Source organism: Mesorhizobium sp. USDA 3734 (assembly GCF_056279665.1).
This window is the reverse complement of the sequence record NZ_JBWCCW010000001.1, coordinates 265,958-292,044: the sequence shown is the minus strand read 5'-3', so window position 1 is coordinate 292,044 and position 26,087 is coordinate 265,958. Positions and strand designations below refer to the sequence as shown.

The following is a 26,087-nucleotide window of genomic DNA, read 5'->3' as shown; positions in this document are numbered from 1 at the left end:
TACTTTAGGTACTTTATGCCGCGGTCTTGGCCTCGATCTGCTTGGCCTTGGCCGAAGACGCCGTAATGGCGATCTTGCGCGGCTTCAGCTCCTCGGGGATGTTGCGCTTGAGGTCGACGAAGAGCAGGCCGTTCTTCAGCGAAGCACCGACGACTTCGACGTGGTCGGCAAGCTGGAAGCGACGTTCAAAAGCCCTCGAGGCAATGCCGCGATAGAGCAGTTCGGACCCTTCGCCGGTGCCCTCGTCCTTGCGCTCACCTTTCACGGTCAGCACGTTGCGATGGGCTTCGATCGAGATTTCCTCGTCCGAGAAGCCGGCAACCGCCATCGAGATGCGGTAGGAATCCTCGCCGGTGCGCTCGATGTTGTAGGGCGGATAGGTCTGCGCGCCATCCGGCTGCGCAAGCGAATCCAGCATGGTGAAAAGACGGTCAAAGCCGACGGTCGAGCGATAAAGCGGGGAAAAATCAACGTGACGCATGAGGTGTTCTCCTGTTGAGCAACATGGTTTGCGTATGGCCGGTGCGAAACCCTTGAGCGGCGTTTCGGCTGGACCAGCGGCCCCGACATTGGCGACCGCATGAGACATTTGGGGAGCGCTCGAAAGCATTTCAAGATTTCATGTGGCGGCAAAAACCGTGCAGCCGATCCCTTGATGAACGGCAGATGAACCGGCGCTTCGGGGCGCGTTCAGACAGCCGGCGCTAAAGTGCATCCAGGATCAAGGACTGGCGGCGCCGATCGCACAACAGGCGCCGCAACGAAGCCGACCGGGTGTTAACGTCCCTTCCTCCCGGATCGACAGAGGCCGGAAGCACGCTTTCAAGCGGCTTCCGGCCTTCCCCGTTGCAGCCTCCGTCGCCGGGAATTCCTTTGCTTTTGGCGCATGGGCGTCTATCACCTTAGCGGAGCCGGCCAGCACGGGCAGGCACGCAGACGCCGAGCACGAAGCGCCGAATGACGGATCTTTTCCACGACATCCCCCTTTTTCACGAAATTGAGGGCAATCCGCGACCGGAAAACGCCACCGGCGGCTTCTTCACAACGCGCGACGGCAAGAAGATCCGCTACGGCCTGTTCGGCGCGGTCGCCCGCCCGATGAAGGGCACCGTGGTGCTGCTGTCCGGCCGCAACGAGTGCATCGAGAAATATTTCGAAACCATCCGCAACCTTGCCGATCGCGGCTTTGGCGTCGCCACCCTCGACTGGCGCGGCCAGGGCGATTCCGACCGTCTGATCCGCGATCGCCAGCGCGGCTATGTCAGGAGCTTCCGCGACTACACCGCGGACCTCGAACAATTCTTCGAAGAGATCGTGCTGCCCGATTGCCGCGGCCCATACTACATCCTGGCGCATTCGGCAGGCGCGTTGATTACCCTGCTTGCCGCGCCGTCGATGGTGAACCGCGTGCGGCGCATGGTGCTGATCGCGCCATTCCTGACGCTGCCAGATCTGCCTGTCTCGATATCGACGGTTCGCCGCGTCTGTTCGTTGTTCTGCGCTGTCGGCCTCGGCCGGCTCTATGCCGCCTGGGGTCCCGCGGCCGAGAGTGACGGCCCCCTTCGAGACCAACAAGCTGACGAGCGACCCGGTGCGCTATCGGCGCAACACGCGGATCTACGAAGAGTATCCGCAGCTGGCGCTTGGTGGTCCCACGATCCGCTGGCTGCGGGCAGCCGCGAAAGCCTCCGAAGCCGTCAGCGACCCCGACTTCATGGCTCGGATCCAGGTCCCGCTGCTGATCATCGCCGCCGGCGCCGACCAGGTCGTCTCGACCAAGGCCGTGGAAGCCTACGCCAGGCGTCTGCGGCTTGGTTCGCTGCTGATGATCGACGGCTCGCGCCACGAAATCCTGCAGGAAGCCGACATCTACCGCGAGCAATTGCTCGCCGCCTTCGACGCCTTCATTCCCGGCAGCGACGACCCGACTGCCTGATAGGCGCCGATCGCCGGTTCATGCCTTTCGGGCAAACTCCATGATCCAGTTGGTCTCCCAGGTGGTGCCGCCATCCTGCGAAAAGGCCTGCTCCCAGCGTGCCGTGTTTTGCTCGATCTCCGACCAGAGGAAACGAACCTGGATCGGCCGACCGTCGAAGACGTCCTCACACAGAAACGTGCCGACGCCGTCGGTGAACGCGCCGCGCACCGGCACGTCGATGGTCAGGGGGGTGCGGCCATCGATCCACCAGATCGACCATTGCCGTGTCGCCGGATCGAAGGTCCGCACCGTGGCGGCACGATAGGCGCCATCAGGCAGTTCGATGACATTGTCGTCGACATTGCCAAGGCCGCCGAGTACCGGGCGCACCTCGCACGTGCCGCCGAATGCGTCCCAATTGGTGTCGCCCACGAGGCGCTTTTGCAGCCTTTGATGGCTGACATCCCAAGTGCCGAAGAAGAAATCGAAATCGCTGCGGCCGTCCGCGGGAATGTCATGGGCGCGGCTGGCTGTTGAGTGCTTCGGCATGTCTGGTCCTCCCTCTGGCAATGAGCCTTCCATAGCCGGTGCCTACTGACACCCTGTTGTCAGTTGCGTGAGCCGGCCAGCGCCCGCGACATGCAAAATGCTAAAGATTCTGACAGCCTGCATCGCTCCCAACTGCTCATCTGCCGGCGTCGAACTGAACGCCATGGAGATGAGATCATGACCGAGAAAACCTGCGCCGCCTGCGATTGCCAGCTGGACGCCAACCCGATCCGCGTCAAGGTCGGCGGCAAGACCGTCGAAGTCTGCTGCGAGGAATGCGCGCAAGCGCTGAACGAAGCCGGTGCCTCGGCCGCCGGCACCAGGGAGGACTGAGCGATGCGCCCCGACCATACAGCAGCGGCGCAATACCTGGCCGGCCCTGCCCCGGCACGGGCGCCGACAATCCGCACCGCGACCATGCGGCAGTCCCTGGGTGCACACTTCGCTGCGGCCGTCGGCTGGATCGGCCGCCAGATGGAAAGGCGTCGAAGCCGCCGCGCTCTGCTCGAAATGACCGACGACCAGCTCAAGGACATCGGTCTGTCGCGCGGCGAAGCCTATTCCGAATCCATCCGCCGGTTGTGGGATTGAGAAGCGGCCTGTCAGGAAGTCTCCTGACAGGAATGGACGCACCGATTGCGTAGAATGCCCTGCAATGCCGGAACCATGTTCTGGCGCAAGGGAAAGAGCGCAACGGCTATGTCGCAATTCACCGTGCAACCGCTTCTGGACACCGGCACCGTCAGGGTGCGGGATGTCGTCTGCAGCGGCGAATGCCGGCACCGGAGCGAAGAAGAGTGCACGTCGGCCACGCATTTGGTGTTTCCCTATCGCGGCGTCTTCGTGCGCCATGTTGGCCGCAACGACGCAGTCGCCGAGGCCAATCAACTGCTGTTCTTCAACGAGGCGGAAGCCTATCAAATCAGCCATCCCGTCGAGGGCGGCGATTCCTGTCTCGATCTCGTCGTCGAGGAGGCTCAGCTGCTTGAACTTACGCCGAAGGAACAGTTGCGCACCGGCGCCGCCGCTCCAGCCTTTCGCCGTCAGCGCCGGCGCATCGACCCGCGGGCGCAGGCTTTGGTGGCTTTGCTGCGCCACGGCCTGAGCCGCAAAATCGCCGAAACACTCGAGGCCGAAACCCTGGCGCTGACGCTGGTGCGGCGCGCTCTTGGCGAGCGGACCTCGCATGTCGCCGACGCCAGCGCTGGGCGCCAGAAGCTGGTCGACCGCGCCAAGCTTGTGCTGTCCTCGGATCTGTCACGACGCTGGACGCTGGCTGAAATCGCCATCGAGGTCGGTGTCTCGCCGGTCTATCTGACGCAGATGTTCCAGCAGGTAGAGGCCATGCCGCTCTATCGCTACCATCTGCGGCTGCGGCTGGCGCGTGCGCTCGACCTGCTGGGCAGCTACGACAATCTAACCACGCTGGGCATGGACCTGGGCTTCTCCAGCCACAGCCATTTCAGTTCCGCCTTCAGACAGGTTTACGGCCGCACGCCAGCGGAATTCCAGCGCTCGATAAGGTCGCGCTGACGCATTTCTGGAAAGTGAGCGGATTTCATCCGAATTGGTCAGACAAAGCGCTGAGATATCAGCCGCGCAAGGCAGCCATGGCGGCTGCGTGAAGCTCCGGCGTTGCTGCGGCGAGCACGTCGCCGCCCTTCTCCGCCGGCCCGCCATCGAATGTGGTGACGACACCACCGGCCTTCTCGATGATCGGGATCAGCGCCACGATGTCATAGGGCTTCAATCCGGGATCGGCGACGATGTCGACGCTTCCTGAGGCGATCATGGCGAAGGCATAACAATCGGCGCCGTAACGGGCGAGCTGGACCTGCTTCTCAAACTGGTCGTAACGCTCGCGCGCCGCGCCCTTGTACAGCGCCGGCGTGGTGGTGAACAGCGTCGCTTCAGCGAGACTGGTCGTCTTGCGCGTCGAAAGCTTGCGTGGCCCGCCCGGCCCTTCATAGTGGGAACCCGAGGCGTTGGCGTAGAACAGCTCACCGGTGAAGGGCTGCGCCATCATGCCGGCAACGGCGTCGCCATCGACTGTCAGCCCAACCAGCGTCCCCCATACCGGCAGGCCGGAGATGAAGGCGCGCGTGCCGTCGATCGGGTCGATCACCCAGACATGCCGGCTCGAAATGTTCTCACTGCCATGCTCCTCGCCCAAAATACCATGCTCGGGATACTCAGCCGATATCAGCGCACGGATGGCGCGCTCGGCCTCGCGATCGGCCTCGGTGACCGGGTCGAAACTGCCCTTTTCCTTGTTGGCGACAGCACCCTGGCTGCGAAAGCGCGGCAAGGTCTCCGCCGCCGCCGCCCGCGCGATGCGACGCATGAAATCGATGCTGATATCCAACTGATTCTCCCGCATTGCAGCACGCCCGAGCCGGGCTTTGCCGCCAATTCCGTGCCAAAACAAGGGGGTTTATCGATTTATCCGCGACGGTATCTGTTGCCTAGATGTCACACATACACCGTCGAAACGCAATTTCCACATCAGAGTGAATTAAAAAAGCCTGAAGGTCGCTTGACATTTGTGCAGCGCACAATACCCTCGACCTCGGACAGGTTCTCCTGTCCATGCCCTCCTTGGGCGTTTCCTCCCTAGACTTCGACCGTATCGTGCAAACGATGCGGTCTTTTTTTACGCCGCGATTCCGAGCTCACTCCGCTGCCAGCGGCAGATCAACGAAATGATGGTCGGGCATCGACATCAGGTCGGCTGAAAATCGCGTCAGATCGTCGGCCAGCGCGTCGAAGCCGGCGGCCTTCTCGAATGTCCGCTCGTTCATGTAGAGCCCGCGATTGACCTCGATCTGCAGCGCATGCAGATGGCGCGCCGGGCGGCCATAGTGTTCGGTGATGAAGCCGCCGGCATAGGGTTTGTTATGGGCGACCGTATAGCCCATGGCGGTGAGCAGGCCGATCGCGGTCTCGGTCAGGGCCGCGGTGGCCGAGATGCCGAAACGGTCACCGATGATGAAGTCGGGCCGCAGGCCGCTGTCGCCGACACGGATGCTTGCCGGCATCGAATGACAGTCGATCAGCACGGCAAAGCCGAACCGCGCATGGGTCCTGGTCAAAAGCCGCTTCAATGTCTCGTGATAGGGCTTGTAGACGGCCTCGATGCGGGCGACCGCTTCGGCCAGCGGCAGGCGGCCGGAATAGATGTCGAGCCCCTCGCCCACCAGCTTCGGCACCGTGCCAAGCCCGCCCGCCACCCGCGCCGAGCGGATGTTGCAGAAGGACGGCACCGGCTCGGCGAACATGCGCGGATCGAGTTCCCACGGCTCGCGGTTGACGTCGAGATAGGCCCTGGGGAAATTTGCCGCCAGCAGCGGCGCGCCGAGCGCCACAGCGCCGCCGAACAGTTCATCCACATAACAGTCCTCAGACCGGCGGATGGCGTTGCGGTCCAGCCTTGCCATGGCAAGGAACCGCTCCGGATAATAGCGGCCGCTATGCGGTGAGTTGAAGAGGAAGGGGACGCGCTGCTCGGCGCCCGACCGGATTTCGAAGGGTGGAAAGACCGAAAAATCCTCGGCTGCCGTCTTCAATTTGAGCGAACCCGAAAACACCAGTGCATCATGATGTGAAAGTGCCACCTTGCTGGCCGCGTGTCCAGCATTTCAGCGGCCACGCCGCCGGGCAAATATGGATCATCGCCGTCGTCGTTCACTTGATGTTTACCCTCACCTCCTCATATACAGGATGGTTAACGGGCTTGCCCAACGGCAATCTCGGGCGGGTGATTCGGACGGGATATCATGGCACGCATTCTTCTGGCGGAAGACGACGACGATATGCGTCGGTTCCTCGTCAAGGCGCTGGAGCGCGCCGGTTACCAGGTCAGCGATTTCGACAATGGCGCCAGCGCCTATGAACGGCTGCGCGAGGAGCCGTTCTCGCTGCTGTTGACCGACATCGTCATGCCGGAGATGGACGGCATCGAACTGGCGCGGCGCGCCACCGAGATCGATCCTGATCTGAAGGTCATGTTCATCACCGGTTTCGCCGCCGTTGCGCTGAACCCGGATTCCAAGGCGCCGAAAGACGCCAAGGTGCTGTCGAAGCCGTTCCACCTGCGCGACCTCGTCAACGAGGTCGAGAAGATGCTTCAGGCGGCCTGAGCCGCTTTCCGAGCCAACGCATGTCGCCCAAAAGTGGTCCCGGTTTTGGGAGAACGACATGCCTAAAAACAAAGACCTGAAGCGCGGCGCGCTTTAGGCATCGGCGCCCGTTCGCCGCTGCGGCGAGACGACGCCTTCTTTCCTTTTTCCTGCTATTGACGCGCTGGATCAAAAATGGTGTATGCGCGGCTTCGGATGGGCGTGTAGCTCAGCGGGAGAGCACTGCATTGACATTGCAGGGGTCACAGGTTCAATCCCTGTCACGCCCACCATCCAATCCATACAATCAGACTTAGATCGACATCCTGGCCGGCTCGCCAGAGCTGGGCAACCTCGTTCGCTCCCAAAGGGATCTGGACATTGGCGAGTTTTCGAGCGCAACGCGCCCGTCCCGGCGCTGACCGGAACGGGCCATGGTCGATCAGATCATTGCGGCTCTGGATCAGGCGTATTTCCCGGCCTGTCCGGCGTGCCGCCCTTGCCTTCGCGACAAGGCTCGCCGATGCCGCAGCATTTGCCGTTGTAGGTGACGCCAGGCTTCAGCCTGTCGCATTCCCTGGGAGCGGTTGTCTTGCAGCCGGCCAGCACCGAAACGGCGATGGCGGCCAAAAGGACGTTTCTTGAAACAGTAAACATGAGACGTTCTCCTTGATGGACCGTATTTGGACACACCGCTTGGTCGCGCCTCGGGAGAAATTGGTTCAAAAGAAAACTGCGACCACCGGGAAAATCTTTTGCGAGCTTGCCTTCGCCATAAGGCACATCGCCGATGCCGCGGCATTGGCCATGCTATGTGGTTTTCGGATGTGATTTATCGCATTGTCTTGTCGGCGTTGCCTGGCAACCTGCCATCACCGATGCCGTGAAACCGTAAGCAGGACATTCGCAACGTCGCATGCGAGAGAATTTTCCATGATTGATCGCGTTGGACAACGCAGGGCTCGGTCACCTCACGATCAGAAATGGTTCCGCACTGGAATCGGAATGGTTGGCGAAATTGCGCGCGTCCCCGAGGCGGCGGTCGGGACCTGGGCTCCCGACATGCTGCCATGAGTTCACGGCCTGGAAAGGCAAAGCTGTCGCCCTGGCCGAAGATCCATCGCGAACTGAAACGTGTGCGCACCCAACTGCAATCACCGTGGTCGACATTGAGCAGCGCGCTCATTTCGGCAAAGCAGAACGCTGAATACCGACGCGGCCTCGGCAAGCGGATCGAGGCGGCCCGCGAAACTTACGCGGCGTCGGCGATCTCGCGGATTGCCGACACCTTCATGCTCGTCCGGATCATCGGCAACGATCTGGAACCGCGACACCGCAAAGGCCAGTCATACGACAACGTGCTGTTCATCCTGGAAAACGAACCGGCCTTCGAGGGATGCGAAAAATTCTGGATCGTCAACCGGATAGTCGACACCGACGAGGAAGCCCGGATCATCGGCCTGCTCGAAAGCCGCCTCCAGAATTTTCACACAATCCCCTTCGAGCTCGATGCGTACCGGAAGATATCCTGGGACGTCGATCGGCTTGCTGCCGGCGACCTCAGATTCTCGGAGAAAGGCCGGGCGAGCGGAGCACAGTCCGGGCGTTACGAAACGTACATTCGCCGCAGCAAGAACCTTTATGTGATGAACAACAATGGAGCTCGCAACGCCGCGCTGGCGATTGCCCGCGGCAAGGCAAAATGGCTGATGCCCTGGGACGGGAACTGCTACCTGACAGGGTCCGCGTTCCAGCGGATACGGTCCGCGATCGAGAAAAGCCCGCACCTTCCATACGCTGTGGTGCCCATGGCGCGCATTGTCGACAACGCGCTTCTGCTGGACCAGGGGTTCCAGCCGCCGGCCGAGGAAGAGCCGCAGATTATATTTCGCGCCGACACCACGCATCTGTTCGACGAAAATTATGGCTACGGAAGGCGCCCGAAAATCGAGATGCTGTGGAGGTTGGGAGTTCCCGGCTCCTGGGATCGCTACCGCGACGACGCCTGGGATTTTCCACGCCCGACCCGGGCAGCGGATGCTGGGCTGTTCCAGAAAGCGGGCTGGGTGGCGCGTCTGGATTCAGGGCGCTCGCATCTGGAGATTGGCAAGGCCGGCTTCGTCGCGCGCCTGGCCAGCCGCGACCAGGCGATCGTCGACATGGTCGATCAATGCGACGCCAGGGCGATCGCCGCTCGGCTTGATGCTTCCCGCCTGACTTTTTATGACGAAGACGCCCTGGGAGTTGCCCACGCGGTGAAGGATGCGGCCATCCTGCGGCATCTCGAAGTCGCGGCCGGCCAGGCGCTCGCCCGCGGCCCTTTCAGCGTGCTCGACAAGACCGGCCTCGCCCCCAGTGGGGATCCCCAGGACTATTTTCATCCAGCGCCCTATTGGTGGCCCGACCCCGACAGACCCGATGGCCTGCCCTATGTTCAACGCGATGGCGAACACGTGCCCGGCACGGCATTGTATGAAGCAGGAAGCGAGGCCTACGATCGTACGCGCTTGCAGCGCGTCTTCGACGACACAACCGTGCTTGCGCTGGCCGCAACCGTGCTTGGTGGACATCACTATGCCGCCCACGCCGCGAGGCTGATCCGCGCATGGTTTGTCGATCCCACGACAAGAATGAATCCGCATTTGCGTTATGCGCAGGTGCGGTCGGGCCACGACAACAATGAAGGTTCCGGCTACGGTATCATCGAACTGAAGGATTTCTATTTCTTCCTGGATGCCGTGCGCCTGATCGAGCGAACAGGAGTGCTGGGCGACGAGGATCGCGAAGCGTTCAGAGCCTGGCTCGCTTCCTACTGCGAATGGCTGGACACCGCGCCGGCAGCCGCGACCGCCTTCTGTAGCAGCAGCAACCAAGGGACGTTTTACGATTTGCAGCGGACATCGATCGCCACTTTTCTTGGCGACAGCGCCACGCTGGCCAAGGTCAGCCTTTATGCTCGGGAGAGATTCGCGGCCCAGATCGCGGCCGACGGTTCATTGCCCAGGGAACTGTCGCGCACCCGGCCCAGGCACTACGCCATGTTTACCCTGCAAGGCTGGACCTCGCTGGCCCGCGTCCTGTCTTCGGTCGGCGACAATCTCTGGCAGCACCGGACCGCCGAGGGACTGGGGCTGGTTCAGGCGCTGCGCTGGCTTGTTGCCCACGAGAACAAGCCACACACCATGTCGACCGAAACCATCGATCCGGATCGGCTTGGGCCGCTGCTTCTAGACCTGGCGGACCATGATCCCACGGGGATGCCACCTGCCGACCTGGGAAGGTCGACCAAGCCCATTTTTCATCCAGATGAGGCGATCGCGCCTTTTTGGCTGTGGCGAAAGCGTTAGGCCGGGACGTCAGATCCGCGAGAGGGTCCCTCCCAGCTCAAACGCCCGCCACGGCGCAAAGACTCTTCATCCTGGCAACCGCCAGTTCCGGATCGGCCAGCAATCCGGCCTGGTCGGCAAGGCGGAACACATCGGCGTAGTGACGGATGCCGCGCGCCGACTGCATGCCGCCGACCATCGCAAAATGGTCCTGGTGGCCGTTCAGCCAGGCCATGAAGACGATGCCGGCCTTGTAATATTCGGTCGGCGCCTCGAAGATTTTTCGTGATAGCGGCACGGTCGGCGCCATCAAGGCGTCATAGCCGGCGCGGTCCCCCTCCGCCAGTTTCGCCAGTGCTGCGTTGGCGACCGGCGCAATGGCGTCGAAAATGCCAAGCAGCGCATGCGAATGCCTTTTCTCGTCGCCGGCGATCAGTTCGGGATAGTTGAAGTCGTCGCCGGTGAACATGACGACGCCGTCCGGCAGCCGGTTCCTGAGCGCAACCTCCTTGCCGGCATCGAGCAGCGAGATCTTTATGCCTTCGACCTTGGTTGCGTGGCGTTCGATGATGGCAACCACTGTGTCGAGCGCGGCCTCGAAGTCGCTGCTGCCCCAATAACCCTTGAGCGTCGGATCGAACATGTCGCCCAGCCAATGCAGGACGACCTTGCCGGACGCCTGGGACAGGATGCGGTCGTAGACGCTGATATAGTCGTCCGGACCTTTGGCCACCGCTGCCAACGCCCGGCTGGCCATCATGATCGCCTTGCCGCCGAGCCCTTCGATGAAAGCGAACTGCTCTTCATAGGCCTTGACGACGTCGTCGACCGTCTTGGCGGCGCTCGGCGCCAGATGGTCTGTCCCGGCGCCCGAAGCGAGGTCGGCGCCGTCGACGGTGCGCGCTTCCGCGATCGAGCGGCGGATCAATTCCTGTGCATTTGCCCAGTCGAAACCCATGCCGCGCTGGGAGGTGTCCATCGCCTCGGCGATGCGGAAGCCGAGCCGCCACAGATGGTGCCGGAACGCCATTGTCCTGTCCCAGTCGACCACCGGCCTGGACCATGGATCGGTCATCGCAAGCGGATCGGCAACGACGTGCGCGGCGGCATAGGCGATGCGCGAAAACCGCGCGCCGATCACCGGCCACACCGGCTGACCGGCAAGCGCGTAGCTGGCGCTGCGGCCATCCTCACTAGGCAAGGAAATGTCCATCAATCTCTCCCTTTGCCGCGCCTATAAATGGAACGTTCCAATAAATCAAGAACCTTTAAGATTCAGGGCTCATTCACAGGCAAATGCTGCATCGCAACACGAAAAACCTTGCAGACCATGCCATTTGAGTACGTACAATCGATCTTCCAAGCCAAGAAAAAATCCTGATTGACTCTGGATCGAACCGATGATTAGAACGTTCCAATAGATTTTGATCATGAAGCTGGGAGGATGCATCTGGATGGCCAGCCGAGCCAAGGCGACGATATTCGACATCGCCCGTGAAGCAGGCGTGTCCAAATCGACGGTATCGCTCGTGCTCCAGGGCAGCGGGCTGATCCGGCCTGAGACAACAAGCAAGGTTCGCAAGGCGATCGAGGATGTCGGTTACGTCTACAACCGCGGCGCCGCCAATCTGCGCAAGGCTCACTCCAACGTCATCGGCATGGTCATCAACGATCTCACCAATCCTTTTTTCGCGGAACTGGCGGTCGGCATGGAACGCGTCTTCCAGTCGGCCGGCATCGTGCCGTTCATCGCCAACACGGCGGAAAATCCGGTGCGCCAGGAAGAAGTGCTGAAATCGCTGATGGAGCAAGGCGTCGCCGGCCTCATAGTGTCGCCGGCACGCGGCACGACGCCGGGCGCCTTCCGGCGGATCGAGACGGCGGGCGTGCCGGTCGTCTTCGCCATGCGCCGGCTGCCGGAAAGCCGCATCCCGGTGATCGCGCCCGACAATCATCGCGGCGCCTATCTTGCCGCCGCCCATCTCATCGGCAAGGGGCATCGCCGGCTGGCCTTCTTCGGCGGCTCGTCCGACCTCGTGGTCTATCACGAACGGCTGGGTGGCTTTCGTGAGGCCTGCGAGACGCTTGGCATCGCCGCCCGCGACATCCTGATCGTCGAGGGCGAGACCAGCCGCAAAGGCGGCATTGCGTGCCTGGAAACCGCTCTCGCAATGGCTGAACCGCCGACCGCTGCCCTGTGCTTCAATGACGCGGTCGCCTTTGGCGCCATGCTGGCGCTGCGCAAGCGTGGGCTTGAGCCGGGAGCCGATTTCGCCGTCGTCGGCTTCGACGATGTGGTCGAGGCCGAGCATTACATGCCGGCTCTGACCAGCGTCGCGGTGGACTCGGCGGGTCTCGGCGAACGCGCCGCGCATGTCATGCTGAAAATGATCCAGTCGCGTACCACGCGGGCCGAGGACCATATCGGCGCGGTCAATCTCGTTGTCAGGGAAAGCTGCGGCCCGGATCGCCGCACCCGAAACAAACCCGCAGGTTCGGGGGATGCGGCATGAGCGTCAGATGGGGGTTGATCGGCGCCAGCACGATCGCCAGACAATTCATGATCAGCGCCATCCGCGCCCAAGGCGATGGCGAGATCACCGCGGTGATGAGTTCCAGCCCGGAGCGCGCCACCGCCTATGCCGGGGAAAACCACATTCCGTTTGCCGTCTCGACGCTCGATGCCCTGCTCGGCGCCGACATCGACGCCGTCTACATCTCGACCACCAACGAATTGCACCTCGAGCAGGCGCTCGCTGCCATTAAGGCGGGAAAGCACGTGCTGTGCGAAAAGCCGCTGGCGCTGACCAGCGCCGACGCCCGAAAGATGGTTGCCGCCGCCAGGGCAGCCGGCATCGTGCTCGGCACCAACCATCATCTGCGCAACGCCGGCGCGCATCGTGCCATGCGCGAGGCGATCGCCGCCGGCCGCATCGGCAAGCCGATCGCCGCGCGCGTCTTCCATTCCGTCTATCTGCCGGAGAATCTGCAGGGCTGGCGCATCGCAAAGCCCGAGGCCGGCGGCGGCGTGGTGCTCGACATCACCGTGCATGACGCCGACACGCTGCGCTTCGTGCTCGGCGACGACCCGGTCGAGGTGTCTGCCTTCACCCAGTCGGCCGGTATGGCCGGCAGCGGCCTGGAGGATGGCGCCATGTGCATCTGGCGCTTCAAATCGGGTGTCATCGCCCAGTCGCATGAAGGCTTCACCACGAAATTCGCTGGCACCGGCTTCGAGGTGCACGGTTCGGAAGGCTCGCTGATCGCCAGCAATGTGATGACCCAGAAGCCGGACGGTTCGGTGTTGTTGCGCACTGCCAAGGGCGAGGAGCAACTGAGCTTCGACCGCGATGATCTCTACACAAGATCTGTAAACCAGTTCCATGCCGCGATCGGCGGCGAGGGCCACCCTGCCGCCACCGGAGACGACGGCATCTGGTCGCTGGCATCAGCCGAGGCAGCGCTTCAATCGGCCAGCTCCGGCAAGGTCGTCAAGATCGACCCGAAACTCGGGAGCATGAATTGAGCAAGGTCGTTTCGGCAGCGCAGGCAGCGGGCCTGATCAAGGACGGCATGGTCGTATCCGTGTCGTCGTCGAGCGGCCTCGGCTGCCCCGACGCCGTGCTGGCCGCGATCGGCGAACGCTTCGACACAGAAGGCCATCCGAAGAACATCACCACGCTGCACCCGATCGCCGCCGGCGACATGTATGGCATCAAGGGCATTGACCATCTGGCCAAGCCCGGCCTGCTTAAGCGCACTTTGTGCGGCTCCTATCCATCCGGCCCCTCCTCTTCCGAACCACCGCAGATCTGGAAGATGATCGGCGACAATTCGGTCGCCGCCTACAACGTGCCGTCCGGCATCCTGTTCGATATGCATCGCGAGGCCGCCGCCAAGCGGCCGGGCGTGCTGACCAAGGTCGGTCTCGACACCTTCGCCGACCCGCGCCACCAGGGCTGCGCCATGAACGCCGCAGCCAGCGAGCCGATCGTTTCGGTGCAGCAGTTCGACGGCGAGGAATGGCTCTATTTCCGCTCCATCGTCCCGCAGGTGTCGATCATCCGCGCCACGTCGGCTGACGAGCGCGGCAACCTCACCTATGAGCATGAGGGCGCCTATCTCGGCGGGCTGGAGCAGGCGCTCGCCGCACGCAACAATGGCGGCGTCGTCATCGCGCAGGTCAAGCGTGTCGTCGAAAACGGCACGCTGAAACCGCATGATGTACGGGTGCCCGGCGTCCTGGTCGACCACATCGTCGTCGCGCCCGACCAGTTGCAGACGACGCTGACACCTTATGATCCGGCGATCTCCGGAGAAATCTTCCGGCCGCTGTCGAGCTTCCGCAACGCTGAGATGAACGTCCAGAAGGTGATCGCGCGCCGCGTCGCCATGGAGTTGCGCGACGGCATGGCCGTCAACATCGGCTTCGGCATTTCCGCCAATGTGCCGCGCATCCTTCTCGAGGAAGGCCAGCACGGCAAGGTCACCTGGGTGATCGAACAGGGCGCGGTCGGCGGCGTGCCGCTGCTCGACTTCAAGTTCGGCTGCTCGTCGAATGCCGACGCCTTCATGCCCTCGCCGCACCAGTTCATCTATTTCCAGGCCGGCGGTTTCGACGCCTCGCTGTTGTCCTTCCTGCAGATCGACCGCCACGGCTCGGTCAACGTCTCGAAACTTTCGGCGCGCCCGCATGTCACCGCTGGCGCCGGCGGCTTTGTCGACATCACCGCGCGGGCAAAGAAGATCGTCTTCTCCGGCTTCTTCAACGCCGGGGCAAAACTCTCATTGGCCGATGGCGGCATCCGCATCGACCAGGAGGGCAAGGTCAAGAAGGTGGTCGCGGAGGTCGAGCACATCTCGTTTTCGGGCAAGCGTGCGGTCGCGCAGGGACAGGACATCACCTATGTCACCGAGCGCTGCGTGATGGAGCTGACACCGGAGGGCCTGGTCGTCACAGAACTCGCACCCGGCATCGATCTGCAGCGCGACGTGCTGGCGCAGGCCGAAATACCGCTTGGCGTTGCCAAGGATCTCAAGACAACGCCAGAGGCGCTTTATCGCGATCAACCGATAGGTCTGTCGCTGAATGGCGGCGCTTCGCTCGGAGGCGCGCATGGCTGAGCCTCTCGTCACCTTCGAGCAGGATGGCGCCATCGGCATCGTCACGCTGCGCCGGCCGGAGAAATTCAACGCGCTCGACATACCGATGCTGCGGGCGCTGGAGACAGCACTCGACGCGGCCGAGATGGCGGACGCCGTTCGCGTCGTGCTGCTGCGCGGCGAAGGCAAGGGCTTTTGCGCCGGCGGCGATGTCGAGGCGTGGGCACAGATGAGTGCCGCCGATTTCCAGGTGCAATGGGTGCGCTACGGTCACCGCGTCTTCGACCGGCTGGCGCGGCTCAAGCAACCGACCATCGCCGTTCTGTCCGGTCATGCATTGGGCGGCGGCCTGGAACTGGCTGTGGCTTGTGATTTCCGCGTGGCGGAGACACAGGTGAAATTAGGCTTCCCCGAAACCTCGATCGGCGTCGTTCCGGGCTGGTCCGGCACGCAGCGCGCCGTGCGCCGCTTCGGCGCGCAGACGGTGCGGCGCATGGCGCTGGGCGGCGAGATCTTTCTCGCCCCTGAAGCGCTGGCCTTGGGCATTATCGACCGCGCGGTCGAGACCGGCAAGGGACTCGCCGAGGCCAAAGCCTGGGCCGAAAAGATCGCCGAGCGCGGACCGCTGGCAACGGAAGCCGCCAAATTGATGATCGCGGTCGCCGAAGGCGAGGAAAGTGCCGCCGCCACCGAAGCGCTGGCCAGCGGCTTCATCGCCATGACCGGCGACCTCCAGGCCGGCGTCGGCGCCTTCAAGACCAAGCAGAAGCCGGTCTTTTTGAGATCCTAGAGGAAACACATGAACGCACCCCTCAAGATCGCCATGCCCGTCGAGGCTTCAGCAGCGCCAAAGGCGTACCGGCTGCTTATCGATGGCAAGCATGTCGATGCCCGTGACGGCCGCACGCTTGCGCGCCAAAGCCCCGGCCACGGCTTCACTGTTTCGCACTATGCGCAGGCCGGCGAGGCCGAAGTGGAAGCGGCAATGCAGGCCGCTCACAAAGCTTTCGAAACGGGTCCATGGCCGCGCATGAAGGCCGCCGAACGTGCCGCGATCCTGCTCAAGGCGGCCGACCTGATCGAGGCTCGTCTGGAAGACATCGCCCGGCTCGACGCGCTGGAATCGGGCAAGCCGATCGCCCAGGCGCGCGGCGAGATCGGCGGCGCCGTAGACATCTGGCGCTATGCCGCCGCGCTGGCCCGCACGCTGCACGGCGAATCCTACGCCAATCTCGGCGACACCATGCTGGGCGTCGTGCTGCGCGAGCCGATCGGTGTCGTCTCGATCATCACGCCGTGGAATTTCCCGTTCCTGATCGTCAGCCAGAAACTGCCCTTCGCGCTCGCCGCCGGCTGCACGGCCGTCGTCAAGCCGAGTGAAATGACCTCGGCCTCGACCTTCGTGCTCGGCGACATCTTGATGCAGGCCGGCCTGCCCGCCGGCGTCGTCAACATCCTCGCTGGCCTGGGCGCCGACGTCGGTGCGCCGATGGTCAGCCATCCCCTGGTCGAGATGGTGTCGTTCACCGGCTCCACCCGGGTCGGCAAGATGACGATGGCCGCGGCCGCGCAATCGCTGAAGAAAGTCTCGATGGAGCTCGGCGGCAAGAACGGCCAGATCGTCTTCCCCGACGCCGACCTCGAAGCGGCCGCCGACGCGGCGGTATTCGGCGGCTTCTTCAATGCCGGCGAATGCTGCAATGCCGGCAGCCGTCTGATCGTGCATGAGGCGATCGCCGATGATTTTCTGAGCGTCGTCAAGGCGCTCACCGCCAGGGTGACGGTCGGCGATCCGCTCGATGACCAAACCAAGGTTGGCGCGATGATCTCATCCGACCACTTGGCCAAGGTTGCAGATTACGTTGCGTCAGCCGCGACCGACGGCAGCAGCGTCTACAGCGGCGGCAAGCAACTGGCCTCCAATGCCGGCCAATACCTCGATCCCACCATCATCCGCGGCGTCACCGAGGACATGGCCATAGCGCGCGAGGAAGTATTCGGCCCGGTGCTCTCGGTGCTGACTTTTGAATCGATTGAAAAGGCGTTGCACATCGCCAACAACACGCCCTATGGTTTGTCGGCAGGCGTGTGGAGCGCCAGCATCGACACTTGCATGTCGGTGGCGCGTGGGGTGCGTTCGGGGACCGTCTGGGTGAACACATTCATGGAAGGTTATCCCGAGCTGCCTTTCGGAGGCTACAAGCAGTCCGGTCTCGGACGCGAACTCGGCAAGCGTGCCGTCGAGGATTATACCGAGGAAAAGACAATACAGTTTCATCGCGGCCAACGCACCGGGTGGTGGGTCGGCTGAGTTGAGAAGAACCCGGTGGGCTTCCACCGGTCGTGTAATGCAACAAGGGAGGAAGTACATGTTGCGCAAACTGCTTATCGGAACGGCTCTCGCATCGGGTCTGGCTTTCGCGGCTCATGCCGAGGACGTCAAGGAAGTCCAGATGCTGCATTGGTGGACCTCGGGCGGCGAAGCGGCTGCTCTTAACGTCCTCAAGGGTGATCTGGCCAAGGAAGGCTACGCCTGGAAGGACGTGCCGGTGGCCGGCGGCGGCGGCGACGCTGCCATGACCGCGCTGAAGGCGATGGTTGCCGCTGGCAACTATCCGACCGCCTCGCAGATGCTCGGCTACACCGTGCTCGACTATGCGGCCGCCGGCGTCATGGGCGACCTGACCGAAACGGCGAAGAAGGAAGGCTGGGACAAGTCCGTTCCGGCGGCCCTGCAGAAGTTCTCGGTCTATGAAGGCAAGTGGGTCGCGGCTCCGGTCAACGTCCACTCGGTCAACTGGCTGTGGATCAACAAGGCCGTCATGGACAAGATCGGCGGCACCGAGCCGAAGACCTTCGACGACTTCGTTGCCCTGCTCGACAAGGCAAAGGCGGCAGGCGTGATCCCGCTCGCTCTCGGCGGCCAGAACTGGCAGGAAGCCACCATGTTCGACTCGGTGGTGCTGTCGACCGGCGGACCTGAGTTCTACAAGAAGGCCTTCAACGACCTCGACGACGCTTCGCTCAAGTCCGACACGATGAAGAAGTCGTTCGACAACCTGGCCAAGCTCGTCACCTATGTCGACCCGAATTTCTCGGGCCGTGACTGGAACCTTGCCACCGCCATGGTCATCAAGGGCGACGCCCTTGTGCAGGTCATGGGCGACTGGGCCAAGGGTGAGTTCCACGCCGCCAAGAAGACCCCGGGCACGGACTTCCTGTGCTATCGCTTCCCGGGCACCGACGGCTCGGTGATCTACAACTCCGACATGTTTGGCATGTTCAATGTTCCGGATGACCGCAAGGCCGCCCAGATCGCATTGGCCACCGCCACCCTGTCGAAGAGCTTCCAGTCGGCCTTCAACGTCGTCAAGGGTTCGGTTCCGGCTCGTACCGACGTTCCGGACACCGACTTCGACGCTTGCGGCAAGAAGGGCATCGCCGACCTGAAGGCAGCCAATGACGGCGGCACGCTGTTCGGCTCGCTGGCTCAGGGTTATGGCGCGCCTCCGGCGGTCGCCAATGCCTACAAGGATGTCGTCTCCAAGTTCGTCCATGGTCAGATCAAGACCTCGGACGAGGCCGTGACCGAGCTGGTCAAGGCGATCGACGACGCCAAGTAAGCGCCACGCCTAAAACACCTTCCCCGCTTCGGCGGGGAAGGTTTCACCTCAGGATTGGCCGGCTTGAACACCATGCCGACCAAAGACCCGTATGCACTGGGTCGCCCTGCCGCCTGACGGCAGAGCACGGACGACCCGAAACGGGAGGAGCCTCATGAGCAGTGTAGCGACAACACAGATCAAGCTGACGCCGGAGCGACACCGCGCCTCGGTGCGCTCGCGCTTGCAGGACGCACTGCCGAAGATCGTGCTGGCGCCAAGCTTCGCCATCACCATTGTCTTCGTCTACGGCTTCATCCTGTGGACGGTCTATCTGTCCTTCACCAATTCCAAGACCTTCCCTTCCTATGTCATCACCGGACCGCGCGCCTATCAACGACTATGGGGCTGGACTTTCGATTCCGACCCGCCGTCGAGCTGGTACACGTCGATCGTCAATATGGGCATTTTCGGCTTTCTCTACATCGCCATTTGCCTGGCGCTCGGCCTGTTCCTGGCCATCCTGCTCGACCAGAAGATCCGCGGCGAAGGCGTGTTGCGGCCGATCTATCTCTACCCGATGGCGCTGTCCTTCATCGTCACCGGCGTCGCCTGGAAATGGTTCCTCGACCCCGGCCTCGGCCTTGAGCAGACCTTGCATCAATGGGGCTGGACGAGCTTCCATTTCGACTGGATCAAGAACAAGGATTTCGTCATCTATACGGTGGTCATCGCCGGCGTCTGGCAGGCCTCCGGCTTCATCATGGCGATGTTCCTGGCCGGTCTGCGCGGCATCGACGGCGAGATCATGAAGGCGGCGCAGATCGATGGCGCCACCACCTTCCAGCTCTATCGCCGCATCGTCATCCCGCTGCTGCGGCCGATCTTCCTGTCGGCCTTCATCGTGCTCGCGCACCTCGCCATCAAGTCCTACGATCTGGTGGTGGCGCTGACCAGCGGCGGGCCGGGCGGCTCGGCCTGGCTGCCCTCCAACTTCATGTATGAGTACACGTTCAAGCGCAACGAGATGGCCGTCGGCTCGGCAAGCGCGGTGATCATGCTGATGACCATCGTCGCCATCATCGTGCCCTATCTCTATTCGGAACTGCGGGAGAAGCCACGATGAGCGCTGTCACCACTCCCGCCAGCCAGGCCTCCGGCGGCGTCAACGTCAAGATCATCAACCGCATCGTCATCTACGGGCTGCTGGCGCTGTTTGCGCTGTTCTACCTGATGCCGCTGTTCGTCATGCTGGTGACCTCGTTCAAGACCATGGACGAGATCCAGAACGGCAACATGCTGGCATTGCCCAAGGCGCCGACCTTCGACCCGTGGCTCAAGGCCTGGGGCGAGACCTGCGTTGGCCTCACCTGCGCCGGTATCAAGGGCTATTTCTGGAACTCCATCAAGATGGTGGTTCCAGCCGTGCTGATCTCGACGATGCTCGGGGCGCTGAACGGCTACGTGCTGACCAAATGGCGTTTTCGCGGGGCGACGCTGGTGTTCGGGCTGATGCTGTTTGCCTGCTTCATTCCGTTCCAGTCGGTGCTGCTGCCGATGGCAACGATCCTCGGCAGCCTCGGCCGCTTCGGCGTCACGCTGCAGAACTCGGTCGGAACGAGCTTCGGCCTCGGCAACCCGACGGTCAACCTCGTCTTCGTCCACGTCGTCTACGGCATCGGCTTCACCACGCTGTTCTTCCGCAATTACTACGAGGCGTTCCCGACCGAACTGGTCAAGGCGGCCCAGGTCGATGGCGCCTCCTTCTTCCAGATCTTCCGTCGCATCATGCTGCCGAATTCGATGCCGATCTTCGTCGTCACCGTGATCTACCAGTTCACCAACATCTGGAACGACTTCCTGTTCGCCTCTGCCTACGCCGGCACCGGCGACGCGATGCCGATGACGGTGGCGCTCAACAACGTCGTCAACACCTCGACCGGCGTCGTCGAATACAACGTCAACATGGCCGCCGCGATGATCGCGGCACTGCCCACCCTTCTCGTCTATGTGCTCGCCGGCCGCTATTTCGTGCGCGGTCTCATGGCTGGCGCCGTCAAAGGATAATCTGATGGCTTTTCTGGAAATTGATGGTCTGAGAAAGCGCTTCGGCCAGGTCGAGATCCTGAAAGGGATCGATGTCGAACTCGAGAAAGGCGGCTTCCTGGTGCTGGTCGGCCCGTCCGGCTGCGGCAAGTCCACTTTGCTCAACACCATTGCCGGACTGGAGACGATCACCTCGGGCGAAATCCGCGTCGACGGCCGCACCATCAACGACCTGCATCCGTCGAAGCGCGACATCGCCATGGTGTTCCAGAGCTATGCGCTCTATCCGAACATGACGGTGGCCGGAAACATCTCCTTCGGCATGGAGATGCGCGGCGTACCGGCGGCAGAGCGCCAGAAGGCGATCGACAAGGTGGCCAAGGTGCTGCAGATCGGTCACTTGCTGCAACGCAAGCCGAGCCAGCTGTCCGGCGGCCAGCGCCAGCGCGTCGCCATGGGCCGGGCGCTGGTGCGCGACCCCAAACTGTTCCTGTTCGACGAGCCCTTGTCCAACCTCGACGCCAAGCTGCGCGTCGACATGCGCATCGAGATCAAGCGCCTGCACGCCACCACCGGCACAACAATCGTCTACGTCACCCACGACCAGATCGAGGCGATGACGCTGGCGACCAAGATCGCCGTCATGCGCGACGGCGAGGTGCAGCAATTCGGCACCCCGGCCGAAATCTACAACAACCCGACCAATCTCTTCGTCGCCGATTTCATGGGCTCGCCGGCGATGAACCTGATCCCGGCGACGATCGGTACGTCAGGCAACGCGCTGTCCGTCGTGCTGCAGCGCGAGGCGCGCGAGCCGATCAACCTGCCCATGGCCAATGCGCCGGCAGGCCTGTCGGCATTCCAGGGCAAGCCGATCATCTTCGGCGTCCGCCCTGAAGCCCTGACCGATCCGGAAGGTGCCGAGCGCAATGCGTCGAACATCGCCACCGCCGACTGCCATATCGAGGTCGTCGAACCGGCCGGCTCCGACACCTTCGCCGTCACCAATCTCGGCGGCAAGGGCGTGGTGGCGCGGCTGCGCGCCGACGCCAACATCCAGCCGGGCACCAGCACGCCGCTCGCCTTCAACCTGACCAAGGCGGTGTTCTTCGATCCGGCGACCGAGAACCGCATTCGCTGACGGCCATGACAAATCCGGACATCGTCATCATCGGCTCCGGCATTGGCGGCGCCACGATCGCCTCCGGCCTTGCCGGCAGCGGCGCCTCGATCCTGATGCTGGAACGCGGCGAACCGTTGCCGGCGACGCCGCACGCACGCGACACGCGCTCGATCTTCGTCGACGGCCACTACCGGCCAAAGGAGATGTGGCGCGAGGCCGGCGGTGCCGCCTTCAACCCCGGCAATTACTACTATGTCGGCGGCAACTCGAAATTCTACGGCGCGGTGCTGATCCGCTACCGCAAAGAAGATTTTGCCGCCATGGAGCATTTCGGCGGCGTCTCGCCGGCCTGGCCGTTTTCCTATGAGGAGTTCGAGCCCTGGTATTCGAAAGCCGAGCAGCTGTTTCGCGTGCGCGGCACGCTGGGCGAGGACCCGACCGAGCCGTTCCATTCGCTCCCCTATGCCTTCAAGCCGGTGCCCGACGAGGCGCCCATCGCGCGCGCCCGCGCCGAGCTCAAGGGGCTCGGCCTGCATCCGGCCTCGCTGCCGCTCGGCGTCGACATCGACACCTGGCTGAAAGAGGGCAAGACCGGCTGGGATGCTTTCCCGAACACCGGCCAGGGCAAGGTCGACGCACAAACGGGACCGCTGACGGCAGCCCTGACCGACACCAACATCAGGCTCGAGACCGGCGCTTACGTCGACTATCTCGAAGCGTCGGCCGATGGCAAAACCATATCAGCCATTCACTATCGGCAGAACGGCGAGGCCAAGAAAGTCACGCCGAAGTTGGTCATCCTCTCCGCTGGCGCGGTCAATTCCGCCGTCATCCTGCTGCGCTCGCCCTCGCCCAACAACGGAAATGGAGGTGGCAAGGGCCTTGCCAACCGCTCAGACCAGGTCGGCCGCAATTTCATGAACCACAATTCGAGTGCCATGCTGGCAATCGACCCGCGCCGCAGGAACAATGCCGTCTACCAGAAGACGCTGATGCTGAACGACTATTATCTGTCCGACGGCAAGGGCGGCAAGCCGCTCGGCAACGTCCAGTTGCTCGGCAAGATCGACGGCAACATGCTGAAGGCCAACGTCAAATACACACCAAAATTCGCGCTCGATTTCATGGCCGGCCACGCCGTCGACTGGTACCTGATGTGCGAAGACCTGCCCGATCCCGAAAGCCGCATCATGGTCGACGGCAAGGACATCGTCATGCAGTGGCGGCGCTCCAACATGCAGTCGCTCGACGGGGTTGACCAAGGTGATGCGCGAAAACTTCCGCGCCTGCGGTTACCCACTGGTGCTGTCGCGGCCCTTCGACAAGCGCACGCCGTCGCACCAGTGCGGCACGGTCAAGATGGGCGACGATCCGGCGACCGCGCCGCTCGATCCCTTCTGTCGGTCGTTCGACCACCGGAACCTGTTCGTCGTCGATGGCAGCTTCCTGCCCAACTCGGCCGCCGTGAACCCGGCGCTGTCGATCGCCGCGCAGGCGCTGCGCGTCGCCGACCACATCCGCAAGACGGACCTCGCCGCATGACCCGCCCGGCGGCCATCGTCACCGGCGGCGCACGCGGCATTGGCCTTGCCTGCGCCCAGGCGCTTGCCGATGCCGGCTTCGATATTCTGGTCGCCGACCTTGCCGAAACAGCCGCTGATAGACTTGCCGCCGACATCGCCGGGCGCGGCGTGAAATTCGTCTATGTCCGTTGCGACATTGCCGATCTCGTCAGCCACACCGCACTTGTCGATGCCGCAACGAACGCCTTCGGCCGCATCGACTGCCTGGTCAACAATGCCGGCGTCAGCGCCGTCGTGCGGGGGGATTTGCTGGATCTTGAGCCGGAAAATTTCGACCGTACGCTGGACATCAATCTGCGCGGCACCGTCTTCCTAAGCCAGGCCGTGGCCAAGGCGATGCTGGCCACACCGGGCGATCGGAGATCAATCATAACCATCACCTCGGTCAGCGCCGAAATGGCATCGCCGGAACGGCCGGACTACTGCATCTCGAAAGCCGGGCTTTCGATGTGGGTGAAGAACCTGGCGCTGCGGCTTGCGCCTGAAAACATCGGCGTGTTCGAGGTTCGGCCCGGCATCATCCGCACCGACATGACATCAGGCGTCACCGCCAAATACGATGCCTTGATCGACGGCGGGCTGGTGCCGGCAAATCGCTGGGGCGAAGCATCAGACATCGGTGTGGTGGTGGCGACGCTCGCCAGCGGCAAGCTCGGCTTTTCGACCGGCTCGATCATCAATGTCGACGGCGCGCTCTCCGTGCCGCGACTGTAAATGGACAGTGTCATGACCGACTACATCATCGTGGGCGCCGGTCCGGCCGGCTGCGTTCTGGCCAACCGGCTGAGCGAGGATCCGGCGAATTCTGTCCTGCTGCTGGAAGCCGGCGGCAAGGACTGGCATCCCTACATCCACATGCCGGCCGGCTTTGCCAAGATGACCAAGGGCATTGCCTCCTGGGGTTGGTCGACCGTGCCGCAGAAGCATATGAAGGACCGCGTCTTCTGGTACACGCAGGCCAAGGTGGTCGGCGGCGGCTCGTCCATCAACGCCCAGATCTACACGCGCGGCAATGCCCGCGACTATGATGCCTGGGAGAAGGAAGAGGGCCTGACCGGCTGGGGCTATCGCGACGTGCTGCCTTACTTCAAACGCGCCGAAAACAACCAGCGCTACGCCAACGACTTTCATGGCGACCAGGGCCCGCTCGGCGTGTCCAACCCGATTTCGCCACTGCCGATCTGCGAGGCCTATTTCCGTGCCGGCCAGGAGATGGGCATTCCCTTCAATCCGGACTTCAACGGCGCCAGCCAGGAAGGCGTCGGCTATTACCAGCTGACCCAGAAGGACGCCCGGCGCTCCTCCGCCTCGGTGGCCTACCTCAGGCCAATCCGCTCCCGCAAAAATCTGACCGTCCGAACCGATGTTCTGGTGACCCGCATCGTCGTCGAGAAGGGCCGCGCTATCGGCGTCGAGGTGGTCGACAAACCAGGCGGCGAGAAAAAAATCCTGCGCGCCGAGCGCGAGGTGATCGTCTCGTCCGGCGCCATTGGCTCGCCGAAGCTCTTGATGCAGTCGGGCATCGGCCCGGCCGACCATCTGAAGGCGGTCGGCGTCACACCGGTGCACGATCTGCCCGGCGTCGGCTCCAACATGCAGGACCATCTCGATTTGTTCGTCATCGCCGAATGCACCGGCGACCACACCTACGACAACTACGCCAAGCTGCACCGCACGGCCTGGGCCGGCCTGCAATATCTGCTGCTGAAGAAAGGGCCGGTGGCCTCAAGCCTGTTCGAGACCGGTGGCTTCTGGTACGCCGACCCGACCGCCGCCTCGCCCGACATCCAGTTCCATCTCGGTTTGGGCTCCGGCATCGAAGCCGGCGTCGAGAAGCTGAAAAACCCCGGCGTCACCTTGAACTCGGCTTTCCTGCGCCCGCGTTCGCGTGGCACGGTGCGGCTGAAGAGTGCCGACCCGGCCGACCACCCGTTGATCGATCCGAACTACTGGTCCGATCCCTATGACCGCGCCATGTCGATCAAGGGGCTGAGGCTGGCGCGCGAGATCATGCGGCAGAAGGCGCTTGCCCCTTATGTGATGCGCGAAGTGCTGCCCGGCCCGTCACTCGTCAGCGACGACGAGTTGTTCGACTATGCCTGCCGCAGTTCCAAGACCGACCATCATCCCGTCGGCACCTGCCGCATGGGCCACGACGACATGGCTGTCGTGACGCCGGATCTGCGGCTGCGCGGCATTGAGGGCCTGCGGGTCTGCGACGCCTCGGTGATGCCGCGCGTGCCCTCCTCCAACACCAATGCGCCGACCATCATGGTCGGCGAAAAGGGCGCCGACCTGGTCCTCGGCCGCGAGCCACTGCCGCCGGCGGTGTTTTCCGGAAACCGGGCTGCTTTAGCCATTTAGGAGCAAGAAATGATCAGGCACTGTGTTTTCGCTAGATTCCGCAATGATGTTGGTGAGGGCGAACGCAAGGCGATCCACACCGATCTCGAGGCGCTGCGACAGGTGATCGACGGCATGGACGCGGTAAAATTCAGCGCCAATGTCAGCCCGGAGCCGTTCGCACGCGGCTTCAGCCATGGCTTCACCATCGATTTCCGCGATGCCGCGGCGCGCGACGCCTATCTGGTGCATGAGGCCCATCAGCATGCCGGCGCGCGGCTGGTGGCTGCTCTCGAAGGCGGCACGGACGGACTGATGGTCTTCGATCTCGATCTTACGAAAAAGTGACCGCCGGCTTTTCGAAAGCCGGCTGATC

24 protein-coding genes, 1 tRNA gene and 2 pseudogenes are annotated in these 26,087 nt (G+C 63.0%); 21 read left to right on the top strand and 6 right to left on the bottom strand.

Annotated features, from left to right (window positions below):
• Positions 1–13: 13 nt before the first annotated feature.
• Positions 14–481 carry an Hsp20 family protein gene (locus ACZ89F_RS01480; RefSeq protein ID WP_013529716.1) on the bottom strand — a complete coding sequence of 156 codons (468 nt, stop codon included), beginning with the start codon at positions 479–481 and terminating at the stop codon, positions 14–16.
• A 476-nt stretch (positions 482–957) separates the two neighbouring features.
• On the opposite strand from ACZ89F_RS01480, the pseudogene ACZ89F_RS01475 reads away from it, so the two are divergent.
• Together ACZ89F_RS01475 and ACZ89F_RS01470 are read left to right on the top strand one after the other, a co-directional pair.
• Positions 958–1,692 (top strand): annotated as a pseudogene (locus ACZ89F_RS01475) (alpha/beta hydrolase); the annotation flags it as partial.
• Positions 1,592–1,936 carry a serine aminopeptidase domain-containing protein gene (locus tag ACZ89F_RS01470; protein WP_476097191.1) on the top strand — a complete coding sequence of 115 codons (345 nt, stop codon included), beginning with the start codon at positions 1,592–1,594 and terminating at the stop codon, positions 1,934–1,936. The pseudogene ACZ89F_RS01475 and the gene ACZ89F_RS01470, both read left to right, overlap by 101 nt.
• 18 nt (positions 1,937–1,954) lie before the next feature.
• On the opposite strand, the gene ACZ89F_RS01465 is transcribed toward ACZ89F_RS01470, so the two are convergent.
• Entirely contained in the window at positions 1,955–2,467 is a 513-nt protein-coding gene (locus tag ACZ89F_RS01465) for a DUF1579 domain-containing protein (protein WP_476090086.1), read from the bottom strand.
• Between the two features lie 177 nt (positions 2,468–2,644).
• On the opposite strand from ACZ89F_RS01465, the gene ACZ89F_RS01460 reads away from it, so the two are divergent.
• The 3 genes from ACZ89F_RS01460 (at position 2,645) to ACZ89F_RS01450 (ending at position 4,000) form a co-directional block, all read left to right on the top strand.
• Entirely contained in the window at positions 2,645–2,800 is a 156-nt protein-coding gene (locus tag ACZ89F_RS01460; protein WP_167392101.1) for a hypothetical protein, read from the top strand.
• Between the two features lie 3 nt (positions 2,801–2,803).
• The gene (locus ACZ89F_RS01455) at positions 2,804–3,058 is read left to right on the top strand and encodes a DUF1127 domain-containing protein (RefSeq protein WP_476090085.1); all 255 of its coding nucleotides are present in this window, start codon (positions 2,804–2,806) and stop codon (positions 3,056–3,058) included.
• 108 nt (positions 3,059–3,166) lie between these two features.
• Positions 3,167–4,000, top strand: a complete 834-nt coding sequence (locus ACZ89F_RS01450; protein ID WP_476090084.1) for a helix-turn-helix domain-containing protein — start codon at positions 3,167–3,169, stop codon at positions 3,998–4,000.
• Positions 4,001–4,058: 58 nt separating this feature from the next.
• Here ACZ89F_RS01450 and hisN read toward each other — a convergent pair whose 3' ends face one another.
• Positions 4,059–4,832, bottom strand: coding sequence for a histidinol-phosphatase (gene hisN / locus ACZ89F_RS01445; RefSeq protein ID WP_476090083.1), 774 nt, complete (start codon positions 4,830–4,832; stop codon positions 4,059–4,061).
• A 307-nt stretch (positions 4,833–5,139) separates the two neighbouring features.
• Complete coding sequence (locus tag ACZ89F_RS01440; RefSeq protein WP_476090082.1) at positions 5,140–6,081, bottom strand: N-formylglutamate amidohydrolase; 942 nt, start codon at positions 6,079–6,081, stop codon at positions 5,140–5,142.
• 162 nt (positions 6,082–6,243) lie between these two features.
• Here ACZ89F_RS01440 and cpdR point away from each other — a divergent pair, with 162 nt between their 5' ends.
• Together cpdR and ACZ89F_RS01430 are read left to right on the top strand one after the other, a co-directional pair.
• Positions 6,244–6,606, top strand: coding sequence for a cell cycle two-component system response regulator CpdR (cpdR, locus tag ACZ89F_RS01435; protein ID WP_006199474.1), 363 nt, complete (start codon positions 6,244–6,246; stop codon positions 6,604–6,606).
• A 197-nt stretch (positions 6,607–6,803) separates the two neighbouring features.
• A tRNA-Val gene (locus ACZ89F_RS01430) sits at positions 6,804–6,878 on the top strand.
• A 154-nt stretch (positions 6,879–7,032) separates the two neighbouring features.
• Here the strand turns inward: ACZ89F_RS01430 and ACZ89F_RS01425 are convergent.
• Positions 7,033–7,242, bottom strand: coding sequence for a hypothetical protein (locus tag ACZ89F_RS01425; RefSeq protein WP_476090081.1), 210 nt, complete (start codon positions 7,240–7,242; stop codon positions 7,033–7,035).
• Between the two features lie 326 nt (positions 7,243–7,568).
• Here ACZ89F_RS01425 and ACZ89F_RS01420 point away from each other — a divergent pair, with 326 nt between their 5' ends.
• Positions 7,569–9,932, top strand: coding sequence for an alginate lyase family protein (locus ACZ89F_RS01420; protein ID WP_476090080.1), 2,364 nt, complete (start codon positions 7,569–7,571; stop codon positions 9,930–9,932).
• Positions 9,933–9,969: 37 nt separating this feature from the next.
• Here ACZ89F_RS01420 and ACZ89F_RS01415 read toward each other — a convergent pair whose 3' ends face one another.
• Positions 9,970–11,124 (bottom strand): dihydrodipicolinate synthase family protein, encoded by a 1,155-nt coding sequence (locus ACZ89F_RS01415; protein WP_476090079.1) that lies wholly within the window; start codon positions 11,122–11,124, stop codon positions 9,970–9,972.
• 241 nt (positions 11,125–11,365) lie between these two features.
• On the opposite strand from ACZ89F_RS01415, the gene ACZ89F_RS01410 reads away from it, so the two are divergent.
• The 13 genes and pseudogenes from ACZ89F_RS01410 (at position 11,366) to ACZ89F_RS01350 (ending at position 26,059) form a co-directional block, all read left to right on the top strand.
• Positions 11,366–12,424, top strand: a complete 1,059-nt coding sequence (locus ACZ89F_RS01410; RefSeq protein ID WP_476090078.1) for a LacI family DNA-binding transcriptional regulator — start codon at positions 11,366–11,368, stop codon at positions 12,422–12,424.
• Positions 12,421–13,437 (top strand): Gfo/Idh/MocA family protein, encoded by a 1,017-nt coding sequence (locus ACZ89F_RS01405; protein ID WP_476090077.1) that lies wholly within the window; start codon positions 12,421–12,423, stop codon positions 13,435–13,437. The genes ACZ89F_RS01410 and ACZ89F_RS01405 overlap by 4 nt, the downstream gene beginning before the upstream one ends.
• On the top strand, positions 13,434–15,035 hold the full coding sequence (locus tag ACZ89F_RS01400; RefSeq protein ID WP_476090076.1) for an acyl CoA:acetate/3-ketoacid CoA transferase: 1,602 nt from the start codon (positions 13,434–13,436) through the stop codon (positions 15,033–15,035). The genes ACZ89F_RS01405 and ACZ89F_RS01400 overlap by 4 nt, the downstream gene beginning before the upstream one ends.
• A complete protein-coding gene (locus ACZ89F_RS01395) occupies positions 15,028–15,804 on the top strand; it encodes an enoyl-CoA hydratase/isomerase family protein (RefSeq protein ID WP_476090075.1) in 777 nt (258 codons plus the stop codon). The genes ACZ89F_RS01400 and ACZ89F_RS01395 overlap by 8 nt, the downstream gene beginning before the upstream one ends.
• A gap of 9 nt (positions 15,805–15,813) precedes the next feature.
• Positions 15,814–17,325, top strand: coding sequence for an aldehyde dehydrogenase family protein (locus tag ACZ89F_RS01390; protein WP_476090074.1), 1,512 nt, complete (start codon positions 15,814–15,816; stop codon positions 17,323–17,325).
• Between the two features lie 58 nt (positions 17,326–17,383).
• Positions 17,384–18,637, top strand: coding sequence for an ABC transporter substrate-binding protein (locus ACZ89F_RS01385; RefSeq protein ID WP_032938068.1), 1,254 nt, complete (start codon positions 17,384–17,386; stop codon positions 18,635–18,637).
• A gap of 154 nt (positions 18,638–18,791) precedes the next feature.
• Entirely contained in the window at positions 18,792–19,742 is a 951-nt protein-coding gene (locus tag ACZ89F_RS01380) for a carbohydrate ABC transporter permease (protein ID WP_183448756.1), read from the top strand.
• A complete protein-coding gene (locus tag ACZ89F_RS01375) occupies positions 19,739–20,683 on the top strand; it encodes a carbohydrate ABC transporter permease (RefSeq protein ID WP_476090073.1) in 945 nt (314 codons plus the stop codon). The genes ACZ89F_RS01380 and ACZ89F_RS01375 overlap by 4 nt, the downstream gene beginning before the upstream one ends.
• A gap of 4 nt (positions 20,684–20,687) precedes the next feature.
• Positions 20,688–21,803, top strand: coding sequence for an ABC transporter ATP-binding protein (locus ACZ89F_RS01370; RefSeq protein ID WP_476090072.1), 1,116 nt, complete (start codon positions 20,688–20,690; stop codon positions 21,801–21,803).
• Between the two features lie 5 nt (positions 21,804–21,808).
• Positions 21,809–23,327: pseudogene (locus ACZ89F_RS01365) on the top strand (GMC oxidoreductase).
• The gene (locus ACZ89F_RS01360) at positions 23,324–24,082 is read left to right on the top strand and encodes a 3-ketoacyl-ACP reductase (protein ID WP_476090071.1); all 759 of its coding nucleotides are present in this window, start codon (positions 23,324–23,326) and stop codon (positions 24,080–24,082) included. The pseudogene ACZ89F_RS01365 and the gene ACZ89F_RS01360 overlap by 4 nt, the downstream one beginning before the upstream one ends.
• Before the next feature lie 12 nt (positions 24,083–24,094).
• A complete protein-coding gene (locus tag ACZ89F_RS01355) occupies positions 24,095–25,732 on the top strand; it encodes a GMC family oxidoreductase (RefSeq protein ID WP_476090070.1) in 1,638 nt (545 codons plus the stop codon).
• 9 nt (positions 25,733–25,741) lie between these two features.
• Positions 25,742–26,059: a Dabb family protein gene (locus ACZ89F_RS01350; protein ID WP_476090069.1), complete on the top strand. Its 318-nt coding sequence runs from the start codon at positions 25,742–25,744 to the stop codon at positions 26,057–26,059.
• Positions 26,060–26,087: the final 28 nt, after the last annotated feature.